General features: G+C 60.3%; 24 protein-coding genes and 2 pseudogenes. 9 read left to right on the top strand and 17 right to left on the bottom strand.

The genetic code is table 11. The features are described 5' to 3' along the window. Positions 1-21 precede the first annotated feature (21 nt). Both SJY36_RS02215 and SJY36_RS02210 read left to right on the top strand, forming a co-directional pair. A pseudogene (locus SJY36_RS02215) lies at positions 22-208 on the top strand (PLDc N-terminal domain-containing protein). 125 nt (positions 209-333) lie between these two features. Then, a complete protein-coding gene (locus SJY36_RS02210; protein WP_386172740.1) occupies positions 334-1,008 on the top strand; it encodes a hypothetical protein in 675 nt (224 codons plus the stop codon). Here SJY36_RS02210 and SJY36_RS02205 read toward each other — a convergent pair. The 3 genes and pseudogenes from SJY36_RS02205 to SJY36_RS02195 form a co-directional block, all read right to left on the bottom strand. Then, positions 1,005-3,292 (bottom strand): annotated as a pseudogene (locus tag SJY36_RS02205) (glycosyl hydrolase family 28-related protein). The gene SJY36_RS02210 and the pseudogene SJY36_RS02205 sit on opposite strands and share 4 nt — an antisense overlap. A gap of 160 nt (positions 3,293-3,452) precedes the next feature. Then, the gene (locus SJY36_RS02200) at positions 3,453-3,866 is read right to left on the bottom strand and encodes a DUF4864 domain-containing protein (RefSeq protein WP_386172738.1); all 414 of its coding nucleotides are present in this window, start codon (positions 3,864-3,866) and stop codon (positions 3,453-3,455) included. 62 nt (positions 3,867-3,928) lie between these two features. Beyond that, positions 3,929-5,509 carry a lysine--tRNA ligase gene (locus SJY36_RS02195; RefSeq protein ID WP_386172736.1) on the bottom strand — a complete coding sequence of 527 codons (1,581 nt, stop codon included), beginning with the start codon at positions 5,507-5,509 and terminating at the stop codon, positions 3,929-3,931. Between the two features lie 119 nt (positions 5,510-5,628). Here SJY36_RS02195 and SJY36_RS02190 point away from each other — a divergent pair, with 119 nt between their 5' ends. Then, the gene (locus SJY36_RS02190) at positions 5,629-6,051 is read left to right on the top strand and encodes a tellurite resistance TerB family protein (RefSeq protein ID WP_037944901.1); all 423 of its coding nucleotides are present in this window, start codon (positions 5,629-5,631) and stop codon (positions 6,049-6,051) included. A 15-nt stretch (positions 6,052-6,066) separates the two neighbouring features. Here SJY36_RS02190 and SJY36_RS02185 read toward each other — a convergent pair whose 3' ends face one another. Continuing rightward, complete coding sequence (locus tag SJY36_RS02185) at positions 6,067-7,578, bottom strand: D-alanyl-D-alanine carboxypeptidase/D-alanyl-D-alanine-endopeptidase (protein WP_005851407.1); 1,512 nt, start codon at positions 7,576-7,578, stop codon at positions 6,067-6,069. 88 nt (positions 7,579-7,666) lie between these two features. On the opposite strand from SJY36_RS02185, the gene SJY36_RS02180 reads away from it, so the two are divergent. Beyond that, positions 7,667-8,491: an EamA family transporter gene (locus SJY36_RS02180; protein ID WP_340287482.1), complete on the top strand. Its 825-nt coding sequence runs from the start codon at positions 7,667-7,669 to the stop codon at positions 8,489-8,491. Here the strand turns inward: SJY36_RS02180 and SJY36_RS02175 are convergent. The 3 genes from SJY36_RS02175 to SJY36_RS02165 form a co-directional block, all read right to left on the bottom strand. Then, entirely contained in the window at positions 8,456-9,085 is a 630-nt protein-coding gene (locus SJY36_RS02175) for a nicotinate-nucleotide adenylyltransferase (protein ID WP_386172733.1), read from the bottom strand. The two genes, SJY36_RS02180 and SJY36_RS02175, sit on opposite strands and share 36 nt — an antisense overlap. A 77-nt stretch (positions 9,086-9,162) precedes the next feature. Further along, positions 9,163-10,716: a sodium:alanine symporter family protein gene (locus SJY36_RS02170; RefSeq protein WP_168592809.1), complete on the bottom strand. Its 1,554-nt coding sequence runs from the start codon at positions 10,714-10,716 to the stop codon at positions 9,163-9,165. 11 nt (positions 10,717-10,727) lie between these two features. Next, positions 10,728-11,168 (bottom strand): universal stress protein, encoded by a 441-nt coding sequence (locus SJY36_RS02165; protein WP_005851399.1) that lies wholly within the window; start codon positions 11,166-11,168, stop codon positions 10,728-10,730. A 367-nt stretch (positions 11,169-11,535) separates the two neighbouring features. On the opposite strand from SJY36_RS02165, the gene ettA reads away from it, so the two are divergent. Further along, positions 11,536-13,191, top strand: coding sequence for an energy-dependent translational throttle protein EttA (ettA, locus tag SJY36_RS02160; RefSeq protein ID WP_005851397.1), 1,656 nt, complete (start codon positions 11,536-11,538; stop codon positions 13,189-13,191). Between the two features lie 99 nt (positions 13,192-13,290). Here the strand turns inward: ettA and SJY36_RS02155 are convergent, their stop codons facing one another. Beyond that, positions 13,291-14,250: a two-component system response regulator gene (locus SJY36_RS02155; RefSeq protein WP_005851395.1), complete on the bottom strand. Its 960-nt coding sequence runs from the start codon at positions 14,248-14,250 to the stop codon at positions 13,291-13,293. A 395-nt stretch (positions 14,251-14,645) separates the two neighbouring features. Between SJY36_RS02155 and SJY36_RS02150 the strand changes: the two genes are divergently transcribed. Then, a complete protein-coding gene (locus SJY36_RS02150; RefSeq protein ID WP_005851393.1) occupies positions 14,646-14,852 on the top strand; it encodes a cold-shock protein in 207 nt (68 codons plus the stop codon). 137 nt (positions 14,853-14,989) lie between these two features. Then, the gene (locus tag SJY36_RS02145) at positions 14,990-15,541 is read left to right on the top strand and encodes a L,D-transpeptidase (protein WP_005851389.1); all 552 of its coding nucleotides are present in this window, start codon (positions 14,990-14,992) and stop codon (positions 15,539-15,541) included. Between the two features lie 102 nt (positions 15,542-15,643). Here SJY36_RS02145 and SJY36_RS02140 read toward each other — a convergent pair whose 3' ends face one another. From SJY36_RS02140 to SJY36_RS02115, 6 genes are all read right to left on the bottom strand, one after another. Next, the gene (locus SJY36_RS02140) at positions 15,644-16,633 is read right to left on the bottom strand and encodes an ABC transporter substrate-binding protein (protein ID WP_005851387.1); all 990 of its coding nucleotides are present in this window, start codon (positions 16,631-16,633) and stop codon (positions 15,644-15,646) included. Positions 16,634-16,680: 47 nt separating this feature from the next. Next, entirely contained in the window at positions 16,681-17,520 is an 840-nt protein-coding gene (locus SJY36_RS02135) for an ABC transporter permease (RefSeq protein WP_243251177.1), read from the bottom strand. Then, complete coding sequence (locus SJY36_RS02130) at positions 17,517-18,383, bottom strand: ABC transporter permease (protein ID WP_009826002.1); 867 nt, start codon at positions 18,381-18,383, stop codon at positions 17,517-17,519. The genes SJY36_RS02135 and SJY36_RS02130 overlap by 4 nt, the downstream gene beginning before the upstream one ends. Positions 18,384-18,452: 69 nt before the next feature. Continuing rightward, positions 18,453-19,235 (bottom strand): ABC transporter ATP-binding protein, encoded by a 783-nt coding sequence (locus SJY36_RS02125; protein WP_005851381.1) that lies wholly within the window; start codon positions 19,233-19,235, stop codon positions 18,453-18,455. A 106-nt stretch (positions 19,236-19,341) separates the two neighbouring features. Next, entirely contained in the window at positions 19,342-20,802 is a 1,461-nt protein-coding gene (hydA, locus tag SJY36_RS02120) for a dihydropyrimidinase (protein WP_386172729.1), read from the bottom strand. Positions 20,803-20,895: 93 nt separating this feature from the next. After that, entirely contained in the window at positions 20,896-22,146 is a 1,251-nt protein-coding gene (locus tag SJY36_RS02115; RefSeq protein ID WP_005851376.1) for a Zn-dependent hydrolase, read from the bottom strand. Between the two features lie 169 nt (positions 22,147-22,315). Between SJY36_RS02115 and SJY36_RS02110 the strand changes: the two genes are divergently transcribed. Next, a complete protein-coding gene (locus SJY36_RS02110; RefSeq protein ID WP_009825997.1) occupies positions 22,316-22,951 on the top strand; it encodes a TetR family transcriptional regulator C-terminal domain-containing protein in 636 nt (211 codons plus the stop codon). A 15-nt stretch (positions 22,952-22,966) separates the two neighbouring features. On the opposite strand, the gene preA is transcribed toward SJY36_RS02110, so the two are convergent. Both preA and SJY36_RS02100 read right to left on the bottom strand, forming a co-directional pair. Continuing rightward, a complete protein-coding gene (gene preA, locus SJY36_RS02105) occupies positions 22,967-24,271 on the bottom strand; it encodes an NAD-dependent dihydropyrimidine dehydrogenase subunit PreA (protein ID WP_005851372.1) in 1,305 nt (434 codons plus the stop codon). Positions 24,272-24,291: 20 nt separating this feature from the next. Further along, complete coding sequence (locus SJY36_RS02100; protein ID WP_386172726.1) at positions 24,292-25,614, bottom strand: NAD(P)-dependent oxidoreductase; 1,323 nt, start codon at positions 25,612-25,614, stop codon at positions 24,292-24,294. A gap of 284 nt (positions 25,615-25,898) precedes the next feature. Here SJY36_RS02100 and SJY36_RS02095 point away from each other — a divergent pair, with 284 nt between their 5' ends. Further along, on the top strand, positions 25,899-26,105 hold the full coding sequence (locus tag SJY36_RS02095) for a cold-shock protein (protein ID WP_005851368.1): 207 nt from the start codon (positions 25,899-25,901) through the stop codon (positions 26,103-26,105). Between the two features lie 66 nt (positions 26,106-26,171). On the opposite strand, the gene SJY36_RS02090 is transcribed toward SJY36_RS02095, so the two are convergent. Beyond that, positions 26,172-26,822 (bottom strand): arylesterase, encoded by a 651-nt coding sequence (locus tag SJY36_RS02090; protein WP_005851366.1) that lies wholly within the window; start codon positions 26,820-26,822, stop codon positions 26,172-26,174. Positions 26,823-26,830: the final 8 nt, after the last annotated feature.

Raw genomic sequence — 26,830 nt, 5'->3', positions numbered from 1 at the left:
TTACAACCCAGGAGCTTTACAATGGAATTCGGCCTTCTCGGACTCATTATCCTGATCGCAGACATCTACGCGATCTATCAAATCTTCACCTCCGGCGCCTCGGGGCTTGCGAAAATCCTTCTGGATTCTCGGCGTCCTGATCTTCCCGGTCGTCGGCTTTATCGTATGGCTGATCGCTGGCCCACGCGGCGGCAGCGTCAACGTCTAAGCGACGCACACTGGATTTGACAAAAGGCCCGTAGCATTGCTGCGGGCCTTTTTGCGCCTGCCTCAAAGGTCTGTAAGTAATTTGTTAAGCATGACGCGCCAAGCTACCCGCCGAAAGGGTATCCTATGCGCTACTGGCCGATCCTTCTGCTTGGCTTACTGCAGCTTCCCACCCCTGCACAGGGCGGCGCGTGGCTGCGCGAAAAGGGCACGGGCTTCACCTCCACCACGGTAAACGTCACGCGCAGCTACGACATTTCGGAAAGCACCTTCATGGAATATGGCGTGCGCGACGACCTGACCCTTGGGGCAGAGGTCGGCTTTCTCGCCAGTTCCATCGGCCTGCAATCGGGATTTGCGTCGGTTTTCCTGCGCCGCCCCTTAGGCCGTCGCGACCGCCCTAACGTCTGGTCGGCAGAGCTGGGGTTCGGCGCGGCATGGGTGGGGGATGCGGTCTATCCCAATGTCAAAGCGGGGCTGTCTTGGGGCCGCGGCTATACGCTGGGGCAGAAACACGGCTGGGTGACCATCGACAGCTCCCTCGCGTGGGACATCTACCTGCAAGAGCATCTCGCCAAAGTCGACGGCACCATAGGCATCAACTTCGGCGACCGGTTTTCGGGAATGCTGCAAATCTACTATGCCTCGACCGCTGCCGCCAGCGCCACCTCTGTCGCGCCCTCTATCGTTATGCGCCCGCTGAAAAGCCGCCCCGACATCCGCTTCCAGATCGGGGCAGAGACGTTGATCAACGACACCTCCAACCCCGCGCTAAAACTCTCGCTCTGGCGCGAGTTCTAGCGTTTATCCATGCGCGCCTGCATGAAGATCGACCCTTTGACGCTGGTGCTCCAGACCAGATGCAGCAGATCGCGATCCGCACCCTGATCCGTCAGCACATAGGGCACGCTGTATTGCGCCACATTCGATCCGTTGCGCACCGGCCCATCCATCGTGATGCTATCCACCGCAATCGCCCACCCGCCGAACGGAAAGCGGTCGGCAATATCCACCACCCAGGTCTTGGCCAGACTGGCTTCGCTATGTTCAACCTGCACAGGGTTCGACACCGGATTGTGGATGCCGTGAAACGAGTTACCGGTCATCTCGATATTGCGCATGCGCGAGAAATCCATATCGGCAAAGCTCGTATCGATCCGTTCGACCCGATCGATAAACCCGTTGATGCTGCGGAAGCGATTGTCGTTGATTGTCAGCCCGTTGATCACATGACCCGCCCCATGGGGCTTGATCACGATATAGCTGAACCACGGGGCCACCTCACCCGACAAAAAGATATTACCGCTGATCGACAGGGAGCTGAAAGAATACTCGCTGCTGTAGTCCGGCGCGGGGTCTTGTTCGTTGGTCCATTCGACAAAGCAATTGTCGATATAATTCCCGCTGACCACGCTCGCCGTGTGCTGCGCCGCAAGGATCAACCCGGCAGAGCGGACGCCGTTCTTGACCGTATCCCCCTGAAAGAAGTGGTTCCCCGTGACGATATTATTTTGCCCCGCCAGCAGCGCAAAATGGCGAAAGCGCGTGGCACGGTTGTCGCGAATCTTGACATCATTGGCGTTGCAGTTGATCGCGATCGTGGTCCGGTCCGGCACGTCCAGCGCATCTTCGGCGGACAGGAACTGGCAACGGTCCACGAACATCCCCTGACAGCCCCCCCCGATCGACGTGATCCCGCGATCCTTCGGGCGCGAGATAAAGCAGTCCCGCACATGGAAAATCGTCCCTGATGGCGCAAGGTTGATGGCGCTGGCCACGTTGTTGCACTGGAATTCGATGTCATCCAGAACGAATTTGCTCAGCTGGCTGTAGTTGCTGAAATCCAGCAGATACTGGAACCGCGTAAAGGTAAAATTCTGCGTCCCCGCCGCATCATACAAAGGCGCGTTCAGGGTAATCTCTTGCGTGGCGACGTTCTTGGCGCGCACATAAATCTCGCGCCCCACCCCATGCCCGTAATCAGCGCCCCCACAGGCACATTCGCCACATTCACCACATTTGTCAGCTTGCGCGCATCCGAGGGCGAATAGCTGGCCTGCGAGGTCACCGTGACCGTATCCCAATCGCCATTCGTAGCCGCTTCAAGCTGGCCGTTGCGGATCACCCGCCGCGTGGCATAGCTGCTGCGTTCGGGCGTCGCGGCCTGCATATCGATCGGGCCGGTCACGTTCACCTTGCGCCCACCCAGATCCAGCGATTCATGATCCGCATTGTTCAGCAACGCCTGAAACGCCTTGCGAAAGGCGATCTCTTCATTCCCGAACGCCTCGATATAGTTCGGCAGATCAAAGTTGCGCCGCAGCAGCAGGATCGCGCTGGCGGGCATGATCACCGTCCCTTCAAACCGCGTCGGCGCGTCAAAGGTCACGTCCCCGTTCAGCAGATACGTCCCACGCGGGATCAACACGCTACGCCCCTGCGCATCCGCATTCGTCGCTACAAAGGCCGCCGTATCATCGGTGCCGCCATCCCCCACCGCGCCATAGTCCCGCACATCCACCTGTGCCAGCATGTCCCGCAGGAAAACGCTGGTCACATCCTCGATCTGCAAATCGTCAATGCGAACGACCCCGCCATTCTGCCCCGTCAGGTCCAGCCCGAAATGCCCATAGACCGGCGCGTTGCCCCAGACCATATCGACCCCGCCGCGCAGCCCCGACCCGACAATCGCGCTGACCTCGACCACCTCGCCATAGCTGATCAGCGTCACCGCCGGACCGGCCTCGACCAGCCCGCCCGCGCGGCTGCCATTGCCAAGCGCCGGATACCCCGCGATCCGCACCGACGGTAGATTCCCACTGATCGCCTTCACCCGCGCCGTGATCCGCAGATAACACCCCGGCAAAAGTGGCGTCTGTCCCATGTATCGCAGCTTTTGCGTGGATTGCGTTTTTATCAGCTCAAGCGCCCCGCCAAAGTCCTGATCCGCAGGGATAAACGCCGCATTTATGGCATTGGCATAGGTATCAGACCCCGCCGTGCCATCCCCGCTTGAATACACATCCAAGCCTTGCGCAAATGCCGCAGGTGTCAGTAGCAGACCGTCCGTGATTGCCTTGTTCATCGTCATCCCCTTCGTTGGGTTGCGATGTCGCCCCCCATGAATTGCAAAACTCCGGCGCTTGGCCGGCAGGGGGAAAGATTTATGCACAAAGAGTTAACCACGCCTAACCGCAGCGTACGCCGCAGGCGGTCACATGAGCGTACCAAAGATGTCGCGCCTGTCAGGCAGAAACGCTTGGCGCATCCAGCAGTTGAACGGCGGCAATACGCCAGCCCTCGGGCGTCTCAACCATCTGATAATCCAGCAAATAGGTAAATCCTTTCAGGTCCGTGACCTGCACCTTCTGCCACTGCGCACCGGCGATCTCGCGCAGGTCCAGAAACCGCACTTCGGCATGTTTCCAGACCATCGGATAGCCCGTGGTCACCATACGTTTAAAATTCTCGGTAGATTGAAACATCATCTGCAGATTGGGGCTCGCATATGCGAAGGCACCCTCGAAATCATCTGCCTTGAAAGCCTCGAACTGGCCGTTGATCGTGCTTTCGATATCCGCCTGCTGCGCCATGGCACCAAACGCCGTCGCAAAGGTCAAAACCATCCCGAAAAAGGCCGAAAGAACCGCGCCACGCATGAGAATGCTCCCTATGATGTGTTGAACTTAACCTAAGCCACGCACATCATAGGGCAATAGTTTCACGCCGTGGTCAGCTTGCCCGCCAACGCGTCGTCGATCAGGGCGACCGTTTCATCCACGCCATACAGCGCGATAAACCCACCGAAACGCGGACCTTGGCTGGCGCCCAGCAACACTTCGTAAAGCGCGGTGAACCAGTCGCGCAGCGGGTCGAAACGCTCTTTCCCGACGGCGAAAACCATCGTTTGCAATGCCTCGGCATCCAGCCCGCCGTCCCATGTTTTCAGCTGGTCCCGCAGGTCTTCCAAAGCTTCCCGCTCCAGCTCGGAAGGGGCGCGGAACACTTTGGCGGGCTTCACGAAATCATTGTAATAGCGCACCGCATGCTCGGCCGCCGCATCCATACCGGGGTTGCCTTCGGGCGTCGCATCCGGCGCATACCGCTGGATAAAGCCCCACAGTTGCGACTTGTCCTCGGCCGAGGAGACCGACGCGAGGTTCAGCAACATCGAGAAGGGCACAACCATATCCGACTTGGGCACATCGCCCCCGTGGATATGCCAAACGGGGTTGTTCAGCTTGCCCTTGTCGTCCTGCGTCTCATAGGCGCGCAGCTGCTGGTGGTATTCGTCGACCGCCTTGGGGATCACGTCGAAATACATGCGCTTGGCCGTCTTGGGCTTGAGATACATGAAATACGACAGCGATTCCGCGCTGGCATAGGTCAACCATTCGTCGATGGTCAGACCATTGCCCGACGATTTGGAAATCTTGTGCCCGTCCTGATCAAGGAACAGCTCATAGGTAAAATGCTCGGGCGGGCGGTTGCCCAGAATACGGCAGATCTTGTCATAGATCGGCGTGTTGGTGCTGTGATCCTTGCCGTACATCTCAAAGTCGACATCAAGGGCGGCCCAACGGGCACCAAAGTCGGGCTTCCACTGCAACTTCACATTGCCACCGGTCAGCGGCAGCGTCATTTCGGTGCCGTCTTCATCGTCGAAGGTGATCGTGCCTTCCTTGGCGTTGACCTCTTTCATCGGCACATACATTACCCGCCCTGTTTCAGGGTGGATCGGCAGGAAGATCGAATAGGTCTGCCGACGCTCCTCGCGCAGCGACTTGAGCATCACTTCCATGATCTCGTCATACTTTTCAGCGGCGCGCAAAAGCACCTCGTCGAACTTGCCGGAGCCGTAGAACTCCGTGGCCGAGATAAACTCGTACTCGAACCCGAAGGTATCCAGAAAACGCCGCAGCATCGCGTTGTTATGCGCGCCAAAGCTGTCGTATTTGCCGAAAGGATCGGGCACCGATGTCAGCGGGCGCTGCAGATGTTCTTCCAATGCGGCGGGGTCGGGCACGTTACCCGGCACCTTGCGCATGCCGTCCAGATCGTCCGAAAAGCACACCAGCCGCGTCGGAATGTCGCTGATCTGCTCAAATGCGCGGCGGATCATCGTCGTGCGCGCAACTTCGCCGAAGGTCCCGATATGCGGCAGACCCGACGGGCCATAGCCGGTCTCGAACAAGACGTATCCCTTCTCGGGGGCCTTGTTTGCATAGCGTTTCAACACCCGACGTGCTTCCTCGAACGGCCACGCTTTACTGGTTAGGGCTGCTTCACGCATCTGCGACATGTCATCAATTCCATCATTTTCACCCCGCACCCAATGCGCGCAGGCAGCCCGTACCTATTGCGTCCCCGTAGGCCCGTCAATAATCTGCAGATCAACGGAATGACCGAACGGAAATGCGCATGAATGACGACACCTCCCTCACCCTCAGCGCGCAGGATTGCCTTGTCGCCGTGATGATCGCGGTTTCCGCCTCAGACGAGGACATCCGCACCACCGAATTGCTCAAGATCCAGACGGCTGTAAACATGCTCCCCGTCTTTTCCGGCTATGATGTGGACCGCATCAGCTCTGTCAGCTCGATGGTGTTCGACCTGTTCGAACAGGAAGACGGGCTGGATGCCCTGTTCGGCCTGATCAAGGGCGCGCTGCCCGACCGGCTGAACGAAACGGCCTATGCGCTGGCCTGCGATGTGGCCGCCGCCGACGGCACGTTGGACGAAGCCGAATTACGTCTGCTGGAAGAAATCCGCTACGAGCTTGACCTCGACCGCCTGCACGCCGCCGCCATCGAACGCGGTGCCCGCGCCCGTCACGTCAAATAGGCCGCGTCACCGCGATCAAAGGGACGCCGAATCCGCAGCCACATGGAACGCCCCCCAGCGTTCGATCAGCCCTTGCTGCAACCGTTTGGAGCGCCCGTTCCACGCCCGCCCCCCCTCGGGGCGTTCGCGTTGCGCGCGGGTTAGGGTGGCGCGACGAGGCATATCGGCGGTGAACACGGCAAAGGCCATCACCCGCCCGTCCGGTGCCGTCAGATACCCCGCCAAGGCCGAGACAAAGTTCAACGTGCCGGTCTTCGCCTCCACCTTGATCGGGTGATCCTGCACGGGCCGCCCCTTGGAATCGCGCAGGGAAATCGACTTGAGCAACGGTTTCAACGTGCCCGATCCATAGACCCGCACCAGCGCCGTCACCATATCCTGCGCGGTCACGCGGCTGTCTTCGCCCAACCCCGAATGGTCCACCAGCGCGGGTGCATCCATGCCCAGATTGGCCTTGGCCCACACGTTCATCTCTGCCGCGGACGCGCGCAGTGACGCGGGCGTGCCCGTGCGGTAAACCGTGGCGGACAGCCCCGCCATCTCTGCGATCAAGTTATTGGAATACTTCAACATATCGCGCAGGATATCGCGCAGCGGCGCGCTGGAACGGGTCACCAGCACCTCGCCCTCGGGCAAGCTGGTGATCAACGCCATGTCGCGCAGACGGATGCCCTGTGCCCCCGCCAATGTCTTAAAGATATCGCCCGCATACAGCCCCGGCTTGCGCACCGGCAGCCAGCGCGACCCACCATTGCCCAAGGCACTTTTCGCGACGCTCCAGTCATCGCGGGTGCCTGCGTCACGATAGGCAAAGACCGGCGCACTGCGGTCGCTGATCTCCATCGCGGCCATCGCCACGTCAGGGCGATAAGACCCCGACCGCCCGTCCATCAGCACCGAATAGCTGCCGTTCTCGCGCTTCCATTCAAAGTGGACGCGGTTAAAGTTCAGCGCCAGCCCCGACACAGCGGGGTTATAGCCCACATGATCCGGCTGATCCGCATCAATCAACGGGAAGACCGGCAGGCTGCGTTCGTAAATTTTCAACCCGCCTTTGACGCCGATAATGCCCGCCGCCTTGAGGTCATCGGCCATTTTGGCCAGCCCGTCCGTATCCAGCGTCGGATCGCCCCCGCCCACAAGGATCAGATCGCCCTGCACTTCGCCGTCCACAATGCCACCGGTCGCCATGATGCGCGTCTGGAACTGATGCGCTGCGCCCAAGGTATCCAGCGCGTAAAGCGCGGTAATCGCCTTGGTCACGCTCGCCGGGGGCATCCCGTCAAGCGGGCCGTTCTGTTCCAGCACCGCACCGGTTTCCGCATCCGCCAGACTAAAGGTCACAGCCCCGTTCAACCGCGCCTTGTCGATCAGCTCTTGCGCCGAGGGGATCGCCTGCCGGAATAGATCGTCCCCGCGCAGAACGGGGCGCAGCGATTCAGTTGGCGGGGCCGCAAAGGCCGCTGGAGCCACAACAGCCGCCGCAGCGGTACTCAGAAACAGACGACGGGATAAAACAGTTTTCATGGGGCGACTTAAACCTGACAGGACAGAGCGACACAAGCGCTTGCAAATCACATTTTCATGGGCGGGGGCCCATGCTAACTGACAAAACATGCAACGCGTTATTTTGATCATGTTTGTCGCCATGTCACTGATTCCCGCAGGCGACAGCGCGGGCAAGATCCTGACCTCACAGCTTGGCGTGGCCCCCGTTTTTGTGGCGTGGTCGCGGTTTGCCATAGGGGCGCTGCTGCTGGTGCCCTTCGCCCCGCCGCAAACGCGCGCCCTGTTCGGCAACTGGCGCATCTGGGTCCGTGCCGCCATCCTGTGCGGCAGCATCACCTGCATCCAGACAGCACTGGTGACCGAGGACGTGGCCAATGTCTTTGCCGCCTTCTTTATCGGTCCGCTGCTCAGCTATGTGCTGGCCGCGCTCTTCCTGCGCGAGGCGATATCGCTTCAGCGCAGCGCGTTGATCGTAGCGGGGTTTCTGGGGGTGCTGGTCGTGGTCCGACCGGGGCTTGAACCCAGTCCAGGGCTGCTTTGGGCGCTGATCGCGGGGACGCTTTATGGCGTGTTCCTCACGATGTCGCGCTGGCTGTCGCATCTGGCCCCGCCCCTTGCGCTGACCTTCAGCCAGTTGGTGATCAGCGGGCTGCTGCTTTTGCCGCTGGGGCTGGTCTATTTCCCGCCGCTGTCCGGCCCTGTCCTGGGGCTAAGCCTCGCAAGCGCGCTGTGTTCGATGCTGGGCAACCTGTTGATGTTATACGCCTATCGCATGGCCCCTGCGACCAAGGTCGCACCGCTGGTGTATCTGCAACTGCTGTCCGCCGTGGGGCTGGGGTGGCTGGTGTTTGGGGCATGGCCCGATGCGCTGACATGGGCCGGCATGGCGATGATCCTAGGGGCGGGTATCGCCTCTGCCAGATTGCGCTGACCATTTGCCCGCGGCCCGGATCGCGCTTGAGCTGACATCGACCATCGGGACGTTCACGAAACACCACGCGGGGGCAGGTGCCTGCCCCAAGAGCTGGCTTTGCCGCCCCGAAATCCGGTAGGATGCATAAAGCGTCGCGGCGTGGCTCATCCGCGCTGATATGCGCTGGCCGGGCCGTGCAAGCACCCCTAGGGGCACTGTCTCCATGATCTGCCGCCAGTCCTGCCACAGGTGGAACTGCGCCAGATTATCCGCCCCCATCAGCCAGACGAAGCGCACACCGGGATAGCGGGCCCGCAGCGCGGCAAGAGTTTGCGCGGTGTAGCGGGTGCCAAGATGGGCCTCGATATCGGTGACCTCGACCCGCGGGTGCTGCATCACCTCGCGCGCGCGGGTCAAACGGGACGCCATCGGGGCCGGCCCATGCGCCTTGAGCGGATTGCCCGGGCTGACCATCCACCACACCCGATCCAGCCCGAAACGCTTGATCGCCTCGCGGGTGATATGGGCGTGACCCTCGTGCGCCGGATCGAACGACCCGCCAAGCAGCCCGATCACCTGCCCCGGGGGCGCATATGGAAATGGATAACCCAACGAAAACGGCCCCCGATATACATCAGGGGCCGAAAGAAGGGCAGCAACGCCCCTTTGTCAATCGCGTTATCCGCGCGTTAATCGACGAACTTCTTGATCTCGCCGGATTTCAACCGCGCGAAATAGCTCTTCATCTCGCGCTTCACGATCGGCATCAGGAAGTACAGCGCCGTGATGTTCACAACCGCCATCGCAAAGATCATCGCATCAGAGAAGTCGATAACCGCGCCCAGATTGGCCGCCGCCCCCACGATGATGAACAGGCAGAAGATGACCTTGAACACGATCTCTTTGGTTTTGCCTTCACCGAACAGATAGGTCCACGCCTTCAGCCCGTAGTAGGACCAGCTGATCATGGTGGAGAAGGCGAACAGGATCACCGCCAGCGCCAGCACATAGGGGAACCAGCTGAATCCGGTCGCAAAGGCAGCCGATGTCAGCTGAACGCCGCTTGACCCGTCGATGGTCTGGATCGCGGTGCCTGCGTCATTCAGGATGAAGCGGCCCGTTTCGGGGTCCATCACCAGCACGCCAGAGATGGTGATCACCAGCGCGGTCATCGTACAGATAACAACGGTATCGATGAAGGGCTCCAACAGGGAAACGACGCCTTCGGTCACCGGCTCTTTGGTGCGCACGGCAGAGTGTGCGATCGCCGCCGAGCCGACACCCGCCTCGTTCGAGAACGCCGCCCGTTTAAAGCCTTGGATCAGCGCGCCAACCAGACCGCCTGCAACGCCCAAGCCGCTGAACGCGCCTTCAAAGATCTGGCCAAAGGCCCAACCGATCTTGTCGTATTCAACGATCAGGATGATCAGCGCGGCACCAACATAGATCACCCCCATCAGCGGCACGATTTTCTCGGTGACATTGGCGATGGATTTGATCCCGCCGACGATGACCGCAAAGACCACTGCGGCAAAGACGATGCCCGTGATCCAGCCAGGGTAGTCGCCGATGATACCGGACAGCTGCGCATGGGCCTGATTGGCCTGGAACATATTCCCGCCACCCAAGGCACCACCGATGGTAAAGATCGAAAAGATCACCGCCAGCACCCCGCCCAAAGGCAGGCCGCGCTCCTTGAAGCCCTTTGTCATATAGTACATCGGACCACCGGAAACGGTGCCATCGGCGTATTCATTGCGGTATTTCACACCCAGCGTACATTCGGTGAACTTTGAGGCCATGCCCAGCAAACCGGCCAGGATCATCCAGAAGGTCGCCCCCGGACCGCCGATGCCCACGGCCACCGCGACGCCCGCGATATTGCCCAGACCGACAGTCCCCGACAGCGCCGTTGCAAGCGCCTGAAAGTGGCTCACCTCGCCCGCGTCATCGGGATCGGAATAATCGCCTTTGACCAGCGAGATCGCATGCCAGAACGCCTTGACCTGAATGAAGCCGAAATACAGCGTAAATACCGTCGCCGCGACCACCAGCCACAGCACGATCCACGGGAAGTTGGTGCCGGGTAGCGACATGAAGATCAGATTGACGAACCAGCCCGTCGAACCCGCGAAGATATCATTGATGCGTTGATCCATGCCGACGGTTTCTTGCGCCGCGGCAACCATGGGCAAGGCAGAGACAGCAGCAGCCCCCGCACCCGTTGTCAGAAATTTTTTCATGATATGACCTTTCAAGGAATGATCGTCAGAGGCACGCGGGACGCCACAGCCAAGCGGCCGGTTACGCCGCCGAACATACGCTCTTTCAGGCCGCGCAGACCGACACGGCCCACCACGATCTGCTGTGCGCCGTGCTTCTTGGCCAGATCGTCCAGAATATCGGCCACGTCGCCGTGTTTCACGATGCCCTGAACGGTGACGCCGTCTTCGCTGACCTTCTTGACCGCCGGATCGACGATACGTTCGCGGGCCAGTGCCAGTTCCTCTTCGCGCCGCTTGTGGCGCTGGTCATTCTCTTCCGAGGTCTGGAAGCTGAATGGAGACCATTCAATCACGTAAACGAGCTTGAGCTCGCAATCGCCAATCAATTTGGCCTGTTTCGTTGCGAAATCCAAAGCGCGCGCCCCGGCTTCCCCCCCGTCCAGTCCAACAACAATAGTGGATGCTGTCATGTATTTGTCCCTTTGTGTATGACGCGGTCTTTTTGCGGCCGCGTTGTACCGGGGCGCTGAACGCACCCGGATTAGGCGAATATAAACGAGGTCCAAAATTTTTTTCGACTGAATTTCGCGTAAAATTCGGTCATTCGTCCCCAGTTCACCGCTCGAAAACGGTAAAAAGGGATAGTTATCGGAAAATAGCCTTTGCCGCCCGCGCGATCAGCGCTTTGTGCGTCTCGCCCCTGCGCCCTGTGAATCGCCCGGTAACGGGCGGGCTTCAAAACCGCGGCACAGGCCTTATATATTGAATGTTTGCTCTTGCCCGCCTGTGGCGATATTGCACGTTCCAAACCGTATTCAGCTTATCCGAGGATTCTCAATGGCCGCCTATCAATATGTCTATCACATGTCCGGTGTCTCAAAGACCTACCCGGGCGGCAAAAAGTGTTTCGACAACATTAACCTGAACTTCCTGCCCGGTGTGAAAATCGGTGTGGTCGGTGTCAACGGCGCGGGTAAATCCACGCTGATGAAGATCATGGCCGGCAAGGACAAGGATTACTCGGGCGAAGCATGGGTCGCTGAAGGGGCCAAGGTCGGCTACCTGGAACAGGAACCCTATCTGGACCCCGCCCTGACCGTGCGCGAAAATGTCATGCTGGGCGTGAAGGCCAAGAAAGACATTCTGGACCGCTACAACGAACTGGCGATGAACTATTCCGACGAGACAGCCGACGAAATGGCCGCCTTGCAGGATCAGATCGACGCGGAGAACCTCTGGGATCTCGACAGCCAGATCGACGTCTCGATGGAAGCCCTGCGCTGCCCGCCCGACGATGCCGATGTGACCAAACTGTCCGGTGGTGAAGCCCGCCGCGTGGCGCTGTGCAAGCTGCTGCTTGAAGCGCCCGAAATGCTGCTGCTTGACGAACCGACCAACCACCTGGACGCGGAAACCATCGCGTGGCTGCAACAGCACCTGATCGACTATAAGGGCACGATCCTGATCGTCACCCACGACCGGTACTTCCTGGATAACATTACCAGCTGGATCCTCGAGCTCGACCGCGGCAATGGCATTCCCTACGAGGGGAACTATTCCAGCTGGATCGACCAGAAAGCCAAACGGCTTGAACAGGAAGCCCGCGAGGACAAGTCCAAGCAAAAGACACTGTCGCGCGAATTGGAATGGATGCGTCAGGGGGCCAAGGCCCGTCAGGCGAAATCCAAAGCGCGGATCAAGTCCTATAACGAGATGGCCGACAGCTCAGAGCGCGAACGCCTGACGCGCGCCCAGATCGTTATCCCCAACGGTCCCCGTCTGGGCAACAAGGTGCTTGAGGTCGAGGGCCTGTCCAAAGCCATGGGCGACAAGCTGTTGATCGAAAAGCTGGACTTCTCTCTGCCGCCAGGCGGGATCGTCGGCGTGATCGGCCCCAACGGCGCGGGTAAATCGACCCTGTTCAAGATGATCACCGGCCATGAACAACCCGATACCGGCACGATCGAACTCGGAAATACCGTTGATCTGTCCTATGTTGACCAGTCGCGCGATGACCTGAACCCTGATGACAACGTCTGGCAGGCCATTTCGGGCGGGGCCGAGATCATCAAGCTTGGCGATGCCGAAGTGAACTCCCGCGCCTATTGCGGCGCTTTCAACTTCAAGGGCGGTGACCAGCAGAAGAAAGTCGGCCTGCTATCGGGCGGTGAACGCAACCGTGTGCACATGGCGCGTCTGCTGAAAGAGGGCGGCAACGTGCTGCTGCTCGATGAACCTACCAACGATCTGGACGTTGAAACCCTGCGCGCGCTCGAAGACGCGCTGGTCGATTTCGCGGGCTGTGCCGTGGTCATCTCGCACGACCGCTTCTTCCTTGACCGGATCTGTACGCACATCCTCGCCTTTGAAGGCGACGCGCATGTTGAATGGTTCGAAGGCGGCTTCTCTGACTACGAAGAGGACAAGAAGCGTCGTCTGGGCGAAGACGCCATGGAACCCAAGCGCATGAAGCACAAAAAATTCTCGCGCTGATCTAGGCGAAAGCTTTAAGAAAAAGGCCCCCGCAGGAAACTGCGGGGGCCTTTCTATGTGGTGGTCAACGCGCCGCAGCCACGCGGCACGGGTGTGCCGTTACAGCCCGTCGGCTAGCTCGGCATAGCCATCGGTGCGGTCGGTGCTGGTGCTGTCGGGTACCGTTTCACGGCCCAGAAAATCGCGCAGCGTGTTGCAGGCAGACAGCCCCGACCACAGCCGCTGGTTCGACACTAGCTTCACCGTGACATCGGCGCTGAAATCCCCGCCGATACGTGCGGCGGTGCCATCATGGGACAGGATGTCTTCGATGTCTTTCTGTATCTCTTCGGGCTTGATCCGGTGGCGGCCCATCACGGTGCCCACGATGATCCCCTCGCCCGCATAGCCCATAAAGCATTTCTCATGCGCCAGCGCCGCGACCGTGGCCTGCGCAACCAAGCCCATCTGGCGACAGAACTCAGCCGGGCTTGCGGCCTCGAAGATATTGCGGATCTGTGGCAGTTTGACCGCAAAAAGGCTCATGGCATAGCAGCCTTCTGGCAGACGCAGCATGTGGTTTTCGAACCCGTGCAAATCGTCGACGCCGACAACGTTCAGATCAAAGCTTTCCTCGACCCGTACCTTCATCAGGCCCGACAGCTCCGCCAGCGTATGCGCGGCCTCGCGTTCACGCCGCAGGCTGTCGCTGAGCATGCCCGCCATGTTGATACGCGCGCCCAACTCGATCCCGTTCAAGGGCTTGAAGATGAAATCCGTCGCCCCGGCGCGGAAGGCGGTGTCCATCAGATCATGTTTCCGGCTGCCGGTGATCATGATGATCGGCGCACTTTTATAGGCCTGCATATTGCGGATGTCGTCACATAGGGTGATCCCGTCAACGCCGGGCAGCATGATATCCAGCAGAAAGCAGTCAAAGCTTGCCCCGTGTTCGTCGATCTTGGCCAACCCATCCTCGGCCGAGTCCGCACAGACCAGATCGAACCCCAGCGACGGCGTCAGACAGTCGCGCAACAGGTCAAGAATGGTGGGATCGTCATCTACGGCTAGGATTTTCATACGGTGGCTCACTCGTTGTCGTGTCGGCAGAAGGGGGACTGGTTAAATTCTCTTATGGCTCGGAGCAAAATCGCAGATGAATCTGGCAGCAGTTAGGCAATTTCGGCCAATCCGTTAACCCTTTGTCCCGCTGCCTCCGCCAATGCGCGTTAGGGTTTCACCTTGCCCCTCCGAAGAATACGGCGCAAATGTGCCGGAATCAGCAAGGATCGGCCTGTTTTTCAAGGCCCATTGACAGCCCCTTGCGCGAATCCCCACGACCTGCCATATCCGAATGGCTAACGTTATTCTTTTTCGACCAACTGTCTCCCTCATACGGCGTTCAGACTTCGATCCAGACCGACAACGCCAAGCCATCGCACGACGCGGATGGCATACTAGAGGAGACTACGGATATGGCCACTGGCACCGTAAAATGGTTCAACACAACAAAAGGCTTCGGCTTTATCGCACCCGATGGCGGCAGCAAAGATGTATTCGTACACATCTCCGCTGTTGAGCGCGCAGGCCTGACCGGTCTGGCCGACAACCAGAAAGTGACATTCGACATCGAAGCTGGCCGTGACGGCCGCGAATCCGCGTCGAACATCGCACTGGCATAAGCCATGCAGGGCCTTAGGCCCGCAGGATGAATTTGCCGGCTGACCCTCACGGGACAGCCGGTTTTTTTATGTCCTCAGGGTTGCCAAACACAACCCAAGGGGCAAAATACCGGCATCACATCCTAAAGGAGCCCCCCATGCGCCGCCGTCAGTTTATCGCAGGTTCTTTGGCCGCCCTCGCCTTTCCCCACGCGCTGTTTGCCGCGGGTGCCGCCTATGACCCCACGCCGCAAATGGTGTCGATCAAACCACAATATGCCGTGGGCGAACTGCTGATCCTGCCCCGCAGCCACTACCTGTATCTGGTGACCGCCCCCGGTCAGGCCATGCGATACGGTGTGGGCGTCGGCAAGGCGGGGCTGGAGTTTACCGGCACCGCGACGATCGACGTCAAAAAGGAATGGCCCACCTGGCGCCCCACGGACGAGATGATCGAACGGGAGCCCAAGACCTATGCGCGGTTCATCGGCAATACCGATGCGCAACCCGGTGGCCCGTCCAATCCGCTGGGGGCGCGCGCGCTCTATCTGTTCCAGAACGGCCGCGATACATATTTCCGCATCCACGGCACCACCCAACCCAGCAGCATCGGGCGCTCTGTCTCGAACGGGTGTATCCGCATGCTGAATGAACACGTCAAAGACCTGTACCAACGTGTGCCTATCGGCACCAAGGTCACGGTGCTGTAACGCCGCTGGCTTTATTCACCACGCAAAAGGGGCTGGCATCGCTGCCAGCCCCTTCGCATTTCTACACTGTATCGGGGACGTGTCCCCGTAGTCCAGCGCCCCTTAGTTCAAGGCTTTGTCGGTGATCGCATGGGTCCATGCGCCCGACGGCTCTACCGTGATGACGGGGTCCGACCCACCGGACAGCAGCGATTGCACGGTCCGCTCGTAATCCGCCTCGTCCAGCGCGCCGTTGCTGCCTGCGGTCAGCTTGGCCACTTCGCCCATCATGCGCTTCTGATGCTCTTCGGTTTGCGCACCGGAGGCATCGTTGTCCAACACGATTTCCGCCGCTTCATCGGGGTTTTCCTCGGCGTATTTCCAGCCCTTCATAGAGGCCCGCACAAAGCGCACCATCTTGTCCTCGAACGCCGGATCGGCAAGGTTCTCTTCCAGCGCGTAAAGCCCGTCTTCCAATGTGGCAACGCCCTGCTCTTCGTATTTGAACACGTTCAGATCATCCGGCGTCAGACCTGCGTCGATCACCTGCCAGTATTCGTTATAGGTCATGGTCGACACGCAGGCGGCCTGATTTTGCAGCAGCGGATCCACGTTAAAGCCTTGTTTCAGCACGGTCACACCATCCTCACCGCCTTCGGTGGGCAGCTCAAGTTTGCTCATCCAGCTGAGAAAGGGGAATTCATTGCCAAAGAACCAGACGCCCAACGTCTTGCCCTTGAAGTCATCCGTGGTCTCGATCCCGGCATCCTTGCGGCAGGTCAGCATCATGCCCGAGGATTTGAACGGCTGCGCGATGTTCACCATCGGCAGGCCCTTCTCGCGCGCGGCCAAAGCGGCGGGCATCCATTCAACGGCGACATCGGCACCACCACCGGCCAGCACCTGTGTCGGCGCAATATCCGGACCGCCCGGCTTGATCGTGACGTTTAGATCTTCTTCGTCATAGAACCCTTTGTCCTGCGCCACATAATAGCCCGCGAACTGCGCCTGCGTGACCCACTTCAGCTGAAGCGTCACATCATCCGCCGCTTGGGCCATGGTCCCCATCAGGCCCACAGCGGCCCCGGCGACATATGTTGATAGTTTTTTCATTTTTATATCTCCCTCTTGGTTGGTTGGTCGTCTTGGTTAGTTCCGCGTTAGTTCCGCTGGCTCGGGTGCCAAAAGGTCACCCGCCGTTCAAACAATGACATCGCGCCGTAGAATGCGGACCCGGCAATCGCCGCGACAACAATCTCGGCCCAGACCAGATCAAGCGCAAGCTGGCCCACCGAGGTAGAGATCCGAAACCCCATCCCCCGCACAGGAGAGCCGAAAAATTCAGCAACAATCGCCCCGATCAAGGCAAGGGTCGTGCCGATCTTCAGCCCATTGAACACGAAAGGCATCGCGGCAGGCAAGCGCAGCTTGAACAGCGTCGCCCAATAGCTGGCCGCATAGGTCCGCATCAGATCGCGTTGCATGGCGTCGGTGGCTTGCAAGCCCTGCACCGTGTTCACCAGCATCGGAAAGAACACCATGACCACGACCACGGCGGCCTTGGACTGCCAGTCAAAGCCGAACCACATCACCAGAATCGGGGCCATCCCGATCACCGGCAGCGCGGCCACAAAGTTCCCCACCGGCAAAAGCCCCCGTTGCAAGAAGGGGAAACGGTCAATCGCAACGGCGATCAAAAAGGCCGCACCACAGCCCAGCACATAGCCCGACAACGCGCCCTTCAGCACGGTCTGCACGAAATCCACCCAAAGGATATCAAGCGATGACACCAGCCGCAGGGCAATCAGCGACGGCGCAGGCAGCAAGACCTGCGAAATCTCGAGCCCGCGCACAATGCCCTCCCAGACAGCGATCAGCGTCGCGCCAAAAACCAAGGGCGCTGCAAAAGACACCCAGCGGGCCGGCCGCAATCGCGCCAACCGGATGTTGACCCACATGCCAAAGGCCCAGGCCACTGCGGCAAAAACCAGCCAGATCATCGCGCCATCCCCATCCGTTTCAATGTCACACGCTGGATCAAGCCGATGATCCCCACCAGCAACGCCGCCAGGGCCGCCGCCATGATCAACGCGCTCCAGATCTGGATCGTCTGGCCATAGTAGCTGCCAGCCAACAACCGCGCCCCCAGACCCGCAACGGCACCCGTTGGCAGCTCACCAATGATGGCCCCCACCAGCGACGCAGCCATCGCGATCTTGAGCGAGGTAAAGAAATACGGCATCGACGCAGGCAACCGCAGCTTCCAGAAGGTCTGGCCCGCACTGGCATGCCAGGTGCGCATCTGGTCCAGCTGCATCTGGTCAGGGCTGCGCAGCCCTTTCACCATGCCGACAACGACGGGGAAGAACGACAGATACATGCTGATCATCGCTTTCGGCAGCAGCCCCGACACGCCCACGGCGTTCAGAACCACAATGATCATCGGCGCAATCGCCAGAATGGGAATGGTCTGGCTGGCGATCACCCAAGGCATCACCGACATATCCATCACCCGGTTGAACACGATCCCCACCGCCAGCAAGACGCCCAGCAAGGTGCCCATGCCAAAGCCCAGCAGGGTCGCGCTAAGCGTGATCCAGGAATGATAGACCAAGGACCGCTTCGACGTGACTTTCTTCATCACGGTCGTGTCCCAGATCTCTGACGCGACCTGATGCGGCGCGGGCAGTTTGGGCTTTTTCTGCGCCCAGGTATCCGCAACCAAAGACGTGGCGGTCACCGTCTCGCCCGACCGTGTGGCCTTGTCATAGGTCCAGTCCGCATTCAGCCAGACCGCCGCCGCATACCACAACGCAAACAAGACCCCGACCACAGTCAGGACAGGCAAGAAGCTCGACCTCATCGCGCGCCCCCCTGCTTCCAGATGGTCCGAAAATCCTCCCCGAAGGGCCGGGCGGCAGCAGGCGCGCGATCAATCATCCGCATGCCCCGCCCGCAATCCTTCCCGCACCCGATGCGCGATCTCCAGAAACTCGGGCGTTTCGCGAATGTCCAAGGGGCGCTCTTTCGGCAAAGGGCTGTCGATGACATCCGCAATCCGTCCGGGGCGCGGGCTCATTACCACGATCTTGGTGCTCAGATACACCGCCTCCGGGATGGAGTGGGTGACAAAAGCGATGGTCTTTTGCGTGCGCGCCCACAGGCGCAACAGCTGTTCATTCAAATGGTCGCGTACGATCTCGTCCAGCGCGCCAAAGGGTTCATCCATCAGCAAGATATCCGCGTCAAACGCCAGCGCCCGCGCAATCGAGGCCCGTTGCTGCATCCCACCCGACAGCTGCCAAGGGAACTTGCGCTCGAACCCTGCCAGCTCCACCAGCTCCAACACTTGGCGAACCCGCGCCGCCTGATCCGCCTTGGAATACCCCATGATCTCAAGCGGCAGCCGGATATTGCCGCCAATCGTCCGCCAAGGATAAAGCCCCGCCGCCTGAAACACATAGCCATAGGCCCGCGCCCGCCGTGCCTCGGCAGCACTGACGCCATTCACCGTGATCTCGCCCCCCGTGGGCTGCTCCAGGTCCGCCATACAGCGCAGGAACGTCGTCTTGCCGCAGCCCGACGGCCCGATAAAGCTGACGAAATCGCCTTTCTCGATATCAAGCGACACGTCTTTCAGCGCATGCACAGGGCCGTCGTTGGTTTCAAATGTAAGGGATAGGTTCTGGGCCGAGATCACGGGCGCGGTGCTCATAAGCTGCGTCCCTCTTCTGCCGTACAACGTGCTCGCATCTATGCTGGCCTCTTTCTTCTTCAGGGCAGCGCGGCGCAACCGCCGCGCTGCGTTGATAGTCCCGCGTTCAGATCCCCCCAGGGATGTTCAGCGGATCGCGTTTGATCAGTTTCGGCGCAGTCAACTCTTTCCACTTGCTCAGCGCAAGGTTGGCCGACGGGAAAGCAGGCCGCGGCACGAAGCGCCCTCGTCCGGGGTTGGGCTGCGAGTTCTGCCCCCAAGCCCAGATGACCTCGCCACGGCTTAAGGTATAGCGCGCCTGTGCCTTCACCTCGAAGCCTTCAAAGACGTTGTAATCCAGAATGGAGTGGTGGTTCGCCGTCGAAATCGTCTTGCTGATCTTGGGATCCCATACCACAATATCCGCGTCCGCCCCTTCGACAATCGCGCCCTTGCGCGGATAGATATTCAGGATCTTCGCCACATTGGTCGAGGTGGCAGCGACGAATTCATTAGGCGTCAGACGGCCCGTCTCCACCCCTTCGGTCCAGAGCACCGCCAGACGTTCCTCCAACCCGTTGGACCCGTTGGGGATGATGCGGAAATCATCGCGGCCCGCGCGTTTCTGCTCGGTCGAAAACGCAGCGTGATCCGTGGCAACCACCTGCAACGACCCCGACTGCAAGCCCGCCCATAGACTGTCCTGATGGTCCTTGGACCGGAAGGGCGGCGACATGACACGGCGTGCGGCGTGATCCCAATCTTTGTTGAAATACTCGCTCTCGTCCAGGGTCAGGAACTGGACCAGCGGCTCGCCATAGACCCGCATCCCCTTTTGCCGCGCACGGCGGATCGCTTCGTGGGTCTGCTCGCAAGAGACATGCACGATATAAAGCGGCACGCCGGCGGCATCGGCAATGGTGATCGCGCGGTTGGCGGCCTCGCCCTCCAGTTCGGGCGGGCGGGAATAGGCATGCCCCTCCGGCCCCGTGATCCCCTGATTGAAATACTTCTCCTGCAGGGCCGCGACCAGATCGCCGTTCTCGGCATGGACCATCGGCAGCGCCCCCAGTTCGGCACAGCGCTGGAAGGATGCGAACATCTCGTCATCCTCGACCATCAAGGCCCCTTTATAGGCCATAAAGTGTTTGAACGAATTCACCCCCATGTCGACGGCGTCTTTCATCTCGTCAAAGACATTCTCGTTCCAACCGGTGATTGCCATGTGATAGCCGACATCCGAACAGATCTGCGGCGCGGATTTGCGGTGCCATTCATTGATCGCGTTCTTGATCGACCCGTCCGCCCCGGGCAGACAGAAATCGACGATCATCGTGGTCCCGCCCACGGCGGCGGCCCAGGTGCCTGTCTCGAATGTCTCGGCCGCTGTGGTACCCATAAAGGGCATCTCCAGATGGGTATGGGGATCGATCCCGCCGGGGATGACATAGGCCCCTTCGGCGTCGATATATTCGTCGCCCACCAGATCCTCGCCGATCTGCTTGATGATCTCGCCCTCGATCAACACATCCGCTTTCCAGGTGCGATCCGCCGTGCAGACCATGCCGCCCTTGATAACCTTGCTCATCTGTCCTCTCCCCTATCTGTCATCCAAATGGTCCAAATCCCGGGGGTCTGGGGGCTGGCCCCCAGGCCACGCCCGCTCAGGCCCCCGACGGGTTCAGCCCACAATCTCAGCCGTTTCCAGCACCGCATGCAGCAAAACATCGGCACCGGCCTTGGCCCATTCCTTGGTGATCTCTTCGGCCTCGTTATGGCTCAGCCCATCCACGCAGGGGCACATGACCATCGCGGTCGGGGCCACCCCGTTGATCCAGCAGGCATCGTGACCCGCCCCCGAGATGACGTCCATATGGCTGTACCCCAACCGCTCTGCCGCGGAACGGATGGCCGAGACGCAGCCTTCGTCAAAGGCGACAGGATCAAAGCCACCGACCTTTTCAAAAGCGACCTCAAGCCCCATGTCATCGGCGATCTTCTGACCCTCGACGCGCAGACGCTTTTCCATATCCTCGATCACGCTCAGATCGGGCGACCGGAAATCGACGGTAAAGATCACCTGCCCCGGGATCACGTTGCGCGAGTTCGGGTAGACCTCGATATGCCCCGCGGCACCAACCGCATGCGGCGCGTGGGACCATGCGATCTGGTCCACCGCTTCAAGCATACGCGCCATGCCAAGCCCCGCATTCTTGCGCATCGGCATCGGCGTTGATCCGGTATGCGCATCCTTGCCGGTCACGGTGACTTGGGTCCACGACAGCCCCTGCCCGTGGGTCACGACGCCGATGTCCTTGCCTTCGGCCTCCAGGATCGGGCCCTGTTCGATGTGCAGCTCGAAGAAAGCATGCATCTTGCGCGCGCCGACCTCTTCGTCGCCCTGCCAGCCGATCCGCTTGAGCTCGTCGCCAAAGCGCAAGCCCTCGGCATCGGTCTTGGCATAGGCCCATTCCTGCGTGTGGATGCCGGCAAAAACGCCAGACGACAGCATCGCGGGGGCATAGCGGGTGCCCTCTTCGTTGGTCCAGTTGGTCACGACCACGGGGTGTTTCGTCTTGATCCCCAGATCGTTCATCGTGCGCAGCAATTCCAGCCCGCCCAGCACACCCAGCACGCCGTCATACTTGCCGCCCGTGGGCTGCGTATCCAGATGCGACCCGACGTAGACCGGCAGCGCATCGGGGTCGGTGCCGTCGCGCTGCGCGAACATGTTGCCCATCGTATCAAGACCCATGGTGCAGCCCGCCTCCTCGCACCATTTCTGGAACAGGGCGCGACCTTCGGCGTCTTCGTCGGTCAGCGTCTGGCGGTTGTTGCCACCCGCCACACCGGGGCCGATCTTGGCCATCTCCATCAGACTGTCCCACAAACGATCCGGGTTGATCTTCAGGTTTTCACCGGGCGCGGCCATAGCGGTTTCCTTTGCGTTTTCTACCTTGTGCAAGGCGTAAATTTTTACCATTTGGTAAATCCACGATTGCGGCTAGGGTTAAGTCTGTCAAGAAATGCTTTCCCATAGGGCCACCCGTCCGAAGTGGGGTGCCGCATTTTCAGGCACTTACATCGAAAGGGGACGCGCCATGCCCGAGACAACCGCCAAGAAAAAGCCCAGCCGAATCCAAAGGCGCAACCGCCGTGTGATCCTGGATGCGGCGCTTGATGTGTTTTCGACCTACGGGTTTCGCGGGGCCACGCTGGATCAGATCGCCAGCGAGGCGGGGCTGAGCAAACCGAATATATTGTATTATTTCAGCGGGAAGGAAGAAATCCACACGACCCTGCTGAGCCAGCTGATGGAGACATGGCTCGACCCGCTGGTCGAGTTGGACGCCGATGGTGACCCGCGCACAGAGCTGTTGGATTATGTGCAGCGCAAACTGGATATGGCGCGGGATCTGCCCCGTGAAAGCCGCTTGTTTGCTGGTGAAATTTTACGCGGCGCGCCCCATATGGAGCCGCGCTTGCAAAGCGATCTGAAACCGCTGTTCGACGAGAAATGCGCCGTTATTTCCGATTGGATGGCGGCGGGAAAGATCGCGCGGATGGACCCGCGCCATCTGATTTTCTCGATCTGGTCGACCACGCAACACTATGCCGATTTCGCGCCGCAAGTCGCGCTGCTGCTGGACGGCGATGCCGATCAGCACCAGCAGGCGTCGGACCATCTGCGACTGATGTTCTCGACGTTGTTGACCCCCGCCGCGCCGCAACAGTAGCGGCGGGGGCAAGGGTCACTCGGCCGCAGTGGCGGAGGGGTTGTTGGGGTGCGTCGTCCAGTTGGCGTAATTCGGATCGACGGGCTTGCCCGTGCGCGGGTCCGTGGTGCCGGGGGCCAGCTCCACCATCGAGATACAATCCTCGACCGGGCAAACATTGACGCAGAGGTTGCAGGCCACACATTCGTCGTCGATCACGCTGAAGGTGCGATCTTCGGACATGGCAATCGCCTGATGCGAGGTGTCTTCGCAGGCGGCAAAGCAGCGCCCGCACGAGATGCACAGATCCTGATCGATCTTGGCCTTGGCGACATAGTTCAGGTTCAGCTGGTTCCAGTCGGTCACATTCGGCACCGCACGGCGCACCAGTTGATCGACCGAAGTCATCCCCTTGTCGTCCATATATTCCGACAGGCCCGAGATCATCTCTTGCACAACCTTGAAACCATAGGTCATCGCCGCCGTGCAGACCTGCACATTGCCCGCGCCAAGGGCCAGAAACTCTGCCGCGTCGCGCCATGTGGTCACGCCGCCGATGCCGCTAATCGGCATATCCGCCGTCTCGGGGTTGCGCGCGATTTCCGCCACCATGTTCAAGGCAATCGGCTTTACCGCCGGCCCGCAATAGCCGCCGTGGGTGCCTTTCCCGTCGATCATCGGCTCCGGCGCGAACAGGTCGAGATCAACCGAGGTGATGGAGTTGATCGTGTTGATCAGGCTCACCGCATCCGCGCCGCCGCGTTTGGCGGCCTCGGCGGGGTAGAGCACATTCGTGATGTTCGGCGTCAGCTTCACGATCACCGGCATGCGCGTGTATTGCTTGCACCAGCGGGTGACCATTTCGATATATTCCGGCACCTGCCCCACAGCCGATCCCATGCCGCGTTCCGCCATGCCATGTGGGCAGCCGAAGTTCAGCTCGATCCCGTCGGCGCCGGTTTCCTCCACATGCGGCAGGATCGCTTTCCACGCTTCCTCCTCGCACGGGACCATGATCGACGCGATCAGCGCGCGGTCGGGGTAATCCCGTTTCACCGCTTTCATCTCGCGCAGGTTCACCTCCAGCGGGCGATCGGTGATCAGCTCGATGTTGTTGAGCCCCAACAGCCGCCGGTCCGCGCCCCAGATCGCGCCGTAGCGCGGGCCGTTGACGTTGACGACGGGCGGACCCTCCATGCCGAGGGTCTTCCACACGACACCGCCCCAGCCTGCCTCGTAGGCGCGGCGGACGTTGTATTCCTTGTCCGTGGGTGGCGCGGATGCCAGCCAGAACGGGTTGGGGCTTTTGATGCCCACGAAGTCGCTTCTTAGATCAGCCATTTGCGTTCTCCTGTAGGGGCTTAGCCCATCAATACCATGTGAATGTCCATCGCCGCGTCGCGTCCTTCGGCGACAGCGGTCACGGTCAGGTCATCGCCGCCGCTGGCGCAATCCCCGCCAGCCCAGACCCCGTCGACACTGGTGCGTCCGGTGCCATCGACCTTGATCTTGCGCGCCTCAAGCATCGGCAGCGCGTCGCCTTGAAGGGTCTGGCCGATGGCCTTGAACACCTGATCCGCGGGCAGGCGCAGGGTCTGACCCGTGCCCTGCATCTGGTCGTCGACATATTCGAATTCGATCTCGCGCACCGCACCGTTGCCAATCACGGCGACCGGCGTGGCATGGGTCACGATCCGCACGCCCTTGGAGGCCGCGAGATCCTGTTCAAACACGCTGGCGTTCATCCGGTCGCGCCCGCGACGATAGACCAGCGTCACATTGAGCGCGCCCAGCAGTTTCGCCTGAATGGCGGCATCGATCGCGGTCATCCCGCCGCCGATCACCACCACGTCACGACCGATCGGGACCGCAGCCACATCGCTCGCCTGACGCAGGTGAGAGATGAAGTCGACCGCATCCAGCACGCCGGTCTTATCCTCGCCCTCGGCCCCCAAGGCGTTCACACCGCCAAGGCCCATACCAAGGAACACGGCGTCATAGTCGGCCCGCAAACTGTCCAGCGTCATCGCCGCCCCAAGGGCTGCGTTGTTCTGCACGGTGATGCCGCCGATCTTGAGCAGCCAGTCCACCTCTGCCTGCGCGAAGCCGTCGGGCGTCTTATAGGTGGCGATCCCGTATTCATTCAGACCGCCGGGCTTGGGCCGCGCGTCAAAAACGGTGACATCATGCCCCATCATCGCCAAACGGTGCGCACAAGACAGCCCCGCCGGACCTGCACCGACAACGGCCACGCGCTTGCCCGTCAAGGCCGCGCGTTCGAACGGATGCGCGCCCTGTGCTTGCAGATGGTCGGTGGCATAGCGCTGAAGCTCGCCGATCTTGACTGGCTTGCCCTCGGCCACCTCGCGCACACAGGCCTGTTCACAAAGCTGTTCGGTCGGACAAACGCGGGCACACATGCCGCCCATGATATTCTGGCTCAGGATCGTTTTGGCGGCGGCATCCGGTGTGCCCGTGGCGATCTGCCGGATGAAGAGCGGAATATCGATATCCGTCGGGCAGGCCGTGATGCACGGCGCGTCGTGACAGAAGTAGCATCGGTCCGCCGCGACAAGCGCTTCGTGCACATCCAGTGGCGGGTGCAAATCGGAAAACTGCGCGGCATAGGCGTCGGTGTCCAGCCGTCCGGCAGCCACCCCCGGTTCAAAGATTTTCTGCGACATTTTTTTATCCCTGCTGTCACTATTTATGCTGAAACGCTCCCACGGAATGATTTTTTTATCAACTGGTAAAATTATTTCATAACTGTGAAATTTCTTGCGCAAATGCCCGCCGGTTACGCGTTTCGGGGCAAAAACTCTTGATTTTGTCCTATTTGGCGCCAAAGTCAGAGGTGCGACGCGAAAGACTTTCGACCCCTCAGCCCTCCGGCGCTGGTGCGATCAAGTTCTGACCGAGCCACGCTGCCGCATAATGTGGGCAGGACAAACACGAGGAGAAACGGGGCATGGCGACTGGCACCGTAAAATGGTTCAATACCACAAAGGGATACGGCTTTATCGCGCCTGATGGTGGCGGCAAAGATATCTTTGTTCACATCTCGGCGGTTGAACGCGCTGGCCTGACCGGGCTTGCCGACAACCAGAAGGTGACATTCGACGTAGAAGCGGGCCGTGACGGCCGCGAAAGCGCCGCGAATATCGCATTGGCCTAACCGGCCCAAAACCGGTTCATAATATTTTTGACGACGGGCGCTTCGGTGCCCGTTTTTTGTGCAAAACTACTCGTTTTCGTTGATCTGATCGATCAGCGTCAGCACTTTCGGGCCCAAAGCGTCAACGATTCTCGTGACGCCTTGCGCGTTCGGATGCACCCCGTCGGCCTGGAAAAACCCGCGCGCCTGCGCCAGATCTGGCGTCTCGCCATTGTCGGACAGGCCGTCGAAGAAGCTGCCCATCAGGCTCGCGTCATATTGCGCGGCAAGATCGGGATAGATGCTGTCAAAGGCCGTTTTATATTCAGGGCCAAAGTTGCCCGGCGCGGTCATGCCGACCAGCAGCACCTCTACCTCGGCGTCTTGGGCGGCCTTCATGATTCCATCCAGATTGGCGCGGCTGACCGCGGGGTCAATCCCGCGCAACAGGTCATTCCCGCCAAGGGTCACGATCATGCCATCGACCTCGGGCGTCATGGTCCAGGCGACCCGCGCCAACCCGCCAGCGGTCGTGTCACCAGACACGCCTGCGTTGATCACCGTCACATCCGCACCGTTCTGATCCAGCCAGTTTTGCAACTGTGGCACGAACCCGTCCTCGGCGGGCAGGCCGTAGCCCTGCGTCAGACTGTCGCCCAATGCTGCAATAACAAGCGGTTCCGCCAGTGCGGGGCCTGATAATACCAGAACAAGTGCCGTCGTAACCTTGCGCATCATGGTCGAAC

The organism is Sulfitobacter sp. R86518 (assembly GCF_042466275.1).
In the GTDB taxonomy this organism is placed as follows: domain Bacteria; phylum Pseudomonadota; class Alphaproteobacteria; order Rhodobacterales; family Rhodobacteraceae; genus Sulfitobacter; species Sulfitobacter pontiacus.
The sequence above is the reverse complement of the archived record's forward strand: the minus strand, read 5'-3'. Positions and strand labels throughout refer to the sequence as shown.

What these genes read in the sequence shown, in the direction of transcription:
- SJY36_RS02130 (WP_009826002.1), bottom strand. Translation starts at nt 18,383, where the DNA reads ATGAGGTCGAGCTTCTTGCCTGTCCTGACTGTGGTCGGGGTCTTGTTT.
- hydA (WP_386172729.1), bottom strand. Translation starts at nt 20,802, where the DNA reads ATGAGCAAGGTTATCAAGGGCGGCATGGTCTGCACGGCGGATCGCACC.
- SJY36_RS02185 (WP_005851407.1), bottom strand. Translation starts at nt 7,578, where the DNA reads ATGAAAACTGTTTTATCCCGTCGTCTGTTTCTGAGTACCGCTGCGGCG.
- ettA (WP_005851397.1), top strand. Translation starts at nt 11,536, where the DNA reads ATGGCCGCCTATCAATATGTCTATCACATGTCCGGTGTCTCAAAGACC.
- SJY36_RS02170 (WP_168592809.1), bottom strand. Translation starts at nt 10,716, where the DNA reads ATGAAAAAATTTCTGACAACGGGTGCGGGGGCTGCTGCTGTCTCTGCC.
- SJY36_RS02095 (WP_005851368.1), top strand. Translation starts at nt 25,899, where the DNA reads ATGGCGACTGGCACCGTAAAATGGTTCAATACCACAAAGGGATACGGC.
- SJY36_RS02140 (WP_005851387.1), bottom strand. Translation starts at nt 16,633, where the DNA reads ATGAAAAAACTATCAACATATGTCGCCGGGGCCGCTGTGGGCCTGATG.
- SJY36_RS02150 (WP_005851393.1), top strand. Translation starts at nt 14,646, where the DNA reads ATGGCCACTGGCACCGTAAAATGGTTCAACACAACAAAAGGCTTCGGC.
- SJY36_RS02135 (WP_243251177.1), bottom strand. Translation starts at nt 17,520, where the DNA reads ATGATCTGGCTGGTTTTTGCCGCAGTGGCCTGGGCCTTTGGCATGTGG.
- SJY36_RS02190 (WP_037944901.1), top strand. Translation starts at nt 5,629, where the DNA reads ATGAATGACGACACCTCCCTCACCCTCAGCGCGCAGGATTGCCTTGTC.
- SJY36_RS02165 (WP_005851399.1), bottom strand. Translation starts at nt 11,168, where the DNA reads ATGACAGCATCCACTATTGTTGTTGGACTGGACGGGGGGGAAGCCGGG.
- SJY36_RS02115 (WP_005851376.1), bottom strand. Translation starts at nt 22,146, where the DNA reads ATGGCCGCGCCCGGTGAAAACCTGAAGATCAACCCGGATCGTTTGTGG.
- SJY36_RS02210 (WP_386172740.1), top strand. Translation starts at nt 334, where the DNA reads ATGCGCTACTGGCCGATCCTTCTGCTTGGCTTACTGCAGCTTCCCACC.
- SJY36_RS02100 (WP_386172726.1), bottom strand. Translation starts at nt 25,614, where the DNA reads ATGTCGCAGAAAATCTTTGAACCGGGGGTGGCTGCCGGACGGCTGGAC.
- SJY36_RS02200 (WP_386172738.1), bottom strand. Translation starts at nt 3,866, where the DNA reads ATGCGTGGCGCGGTTCTTTCGGCCTTTTTCGGGATGGTTTTGACCTTT.
- SJY36_RS02195 (WP_386172736.1), bottom strand. Translation starts at nt 5,509, where the DNA reads ATGTCGCAGATGCGTGAAGCAGCCCTAACCAGTAAAGCGTGGCCGTTC.
- SJY36_RS02125 (WP_005851381.1), bottom strand. Translation starts at nt 19,235, where the DNA reads ATGAGCACCGCGCCCGTGATCTCGGCCCAGAACCTATCCCTTACATTT.
- SJY36_RS02110 (WP_009825997.1), top strand. Translation starts at nt 22,316, where the DNA reads ATGCCCGAGACAACCGCCAAGAAAAAGCCCAGCCGAATCCAAAGGCGC.
- SJY36_RS02090 (WP_005851366.1), bottom strand. Translation starts at nt 26,822, where the DNA reads ATGATGCGCAAGGTTACGACGGCACTTGTTCTGGTATTATCAGGCCCC.
- SJY36_RS02155 (WP_005851395.1), bottom strand. Translation starts at nt 14,250, where the DNA reads ATGAAAATCCTAGCCGTAGATGACGATCCCACCATTCTTGACCTGTTG.
- SJY36_RS02145 (WP_005851389.1), top strand. Translation starts at nt 14,990, where the DNA reads ATGCGCCGCCGTCAGTTTATCGCAGGTTCTTTGGCCGCCCTCGCCTTT.
- SJY36_RS02180 (WP_340287482.1), top strand. Translation starts at nt 7,667, where the DNA reads ATGCAACGCGTTATTTTGATCATGTTTGTCGCCATGTCACTGATTCCC.
- preA (WP_005851372.1), bottom strand. Translation starts at nt 24,271, where the DNA reads ATGGCTGATCTAAGAAGCGACTTCGTGGGCATCAAAAGCCCCAACCCG.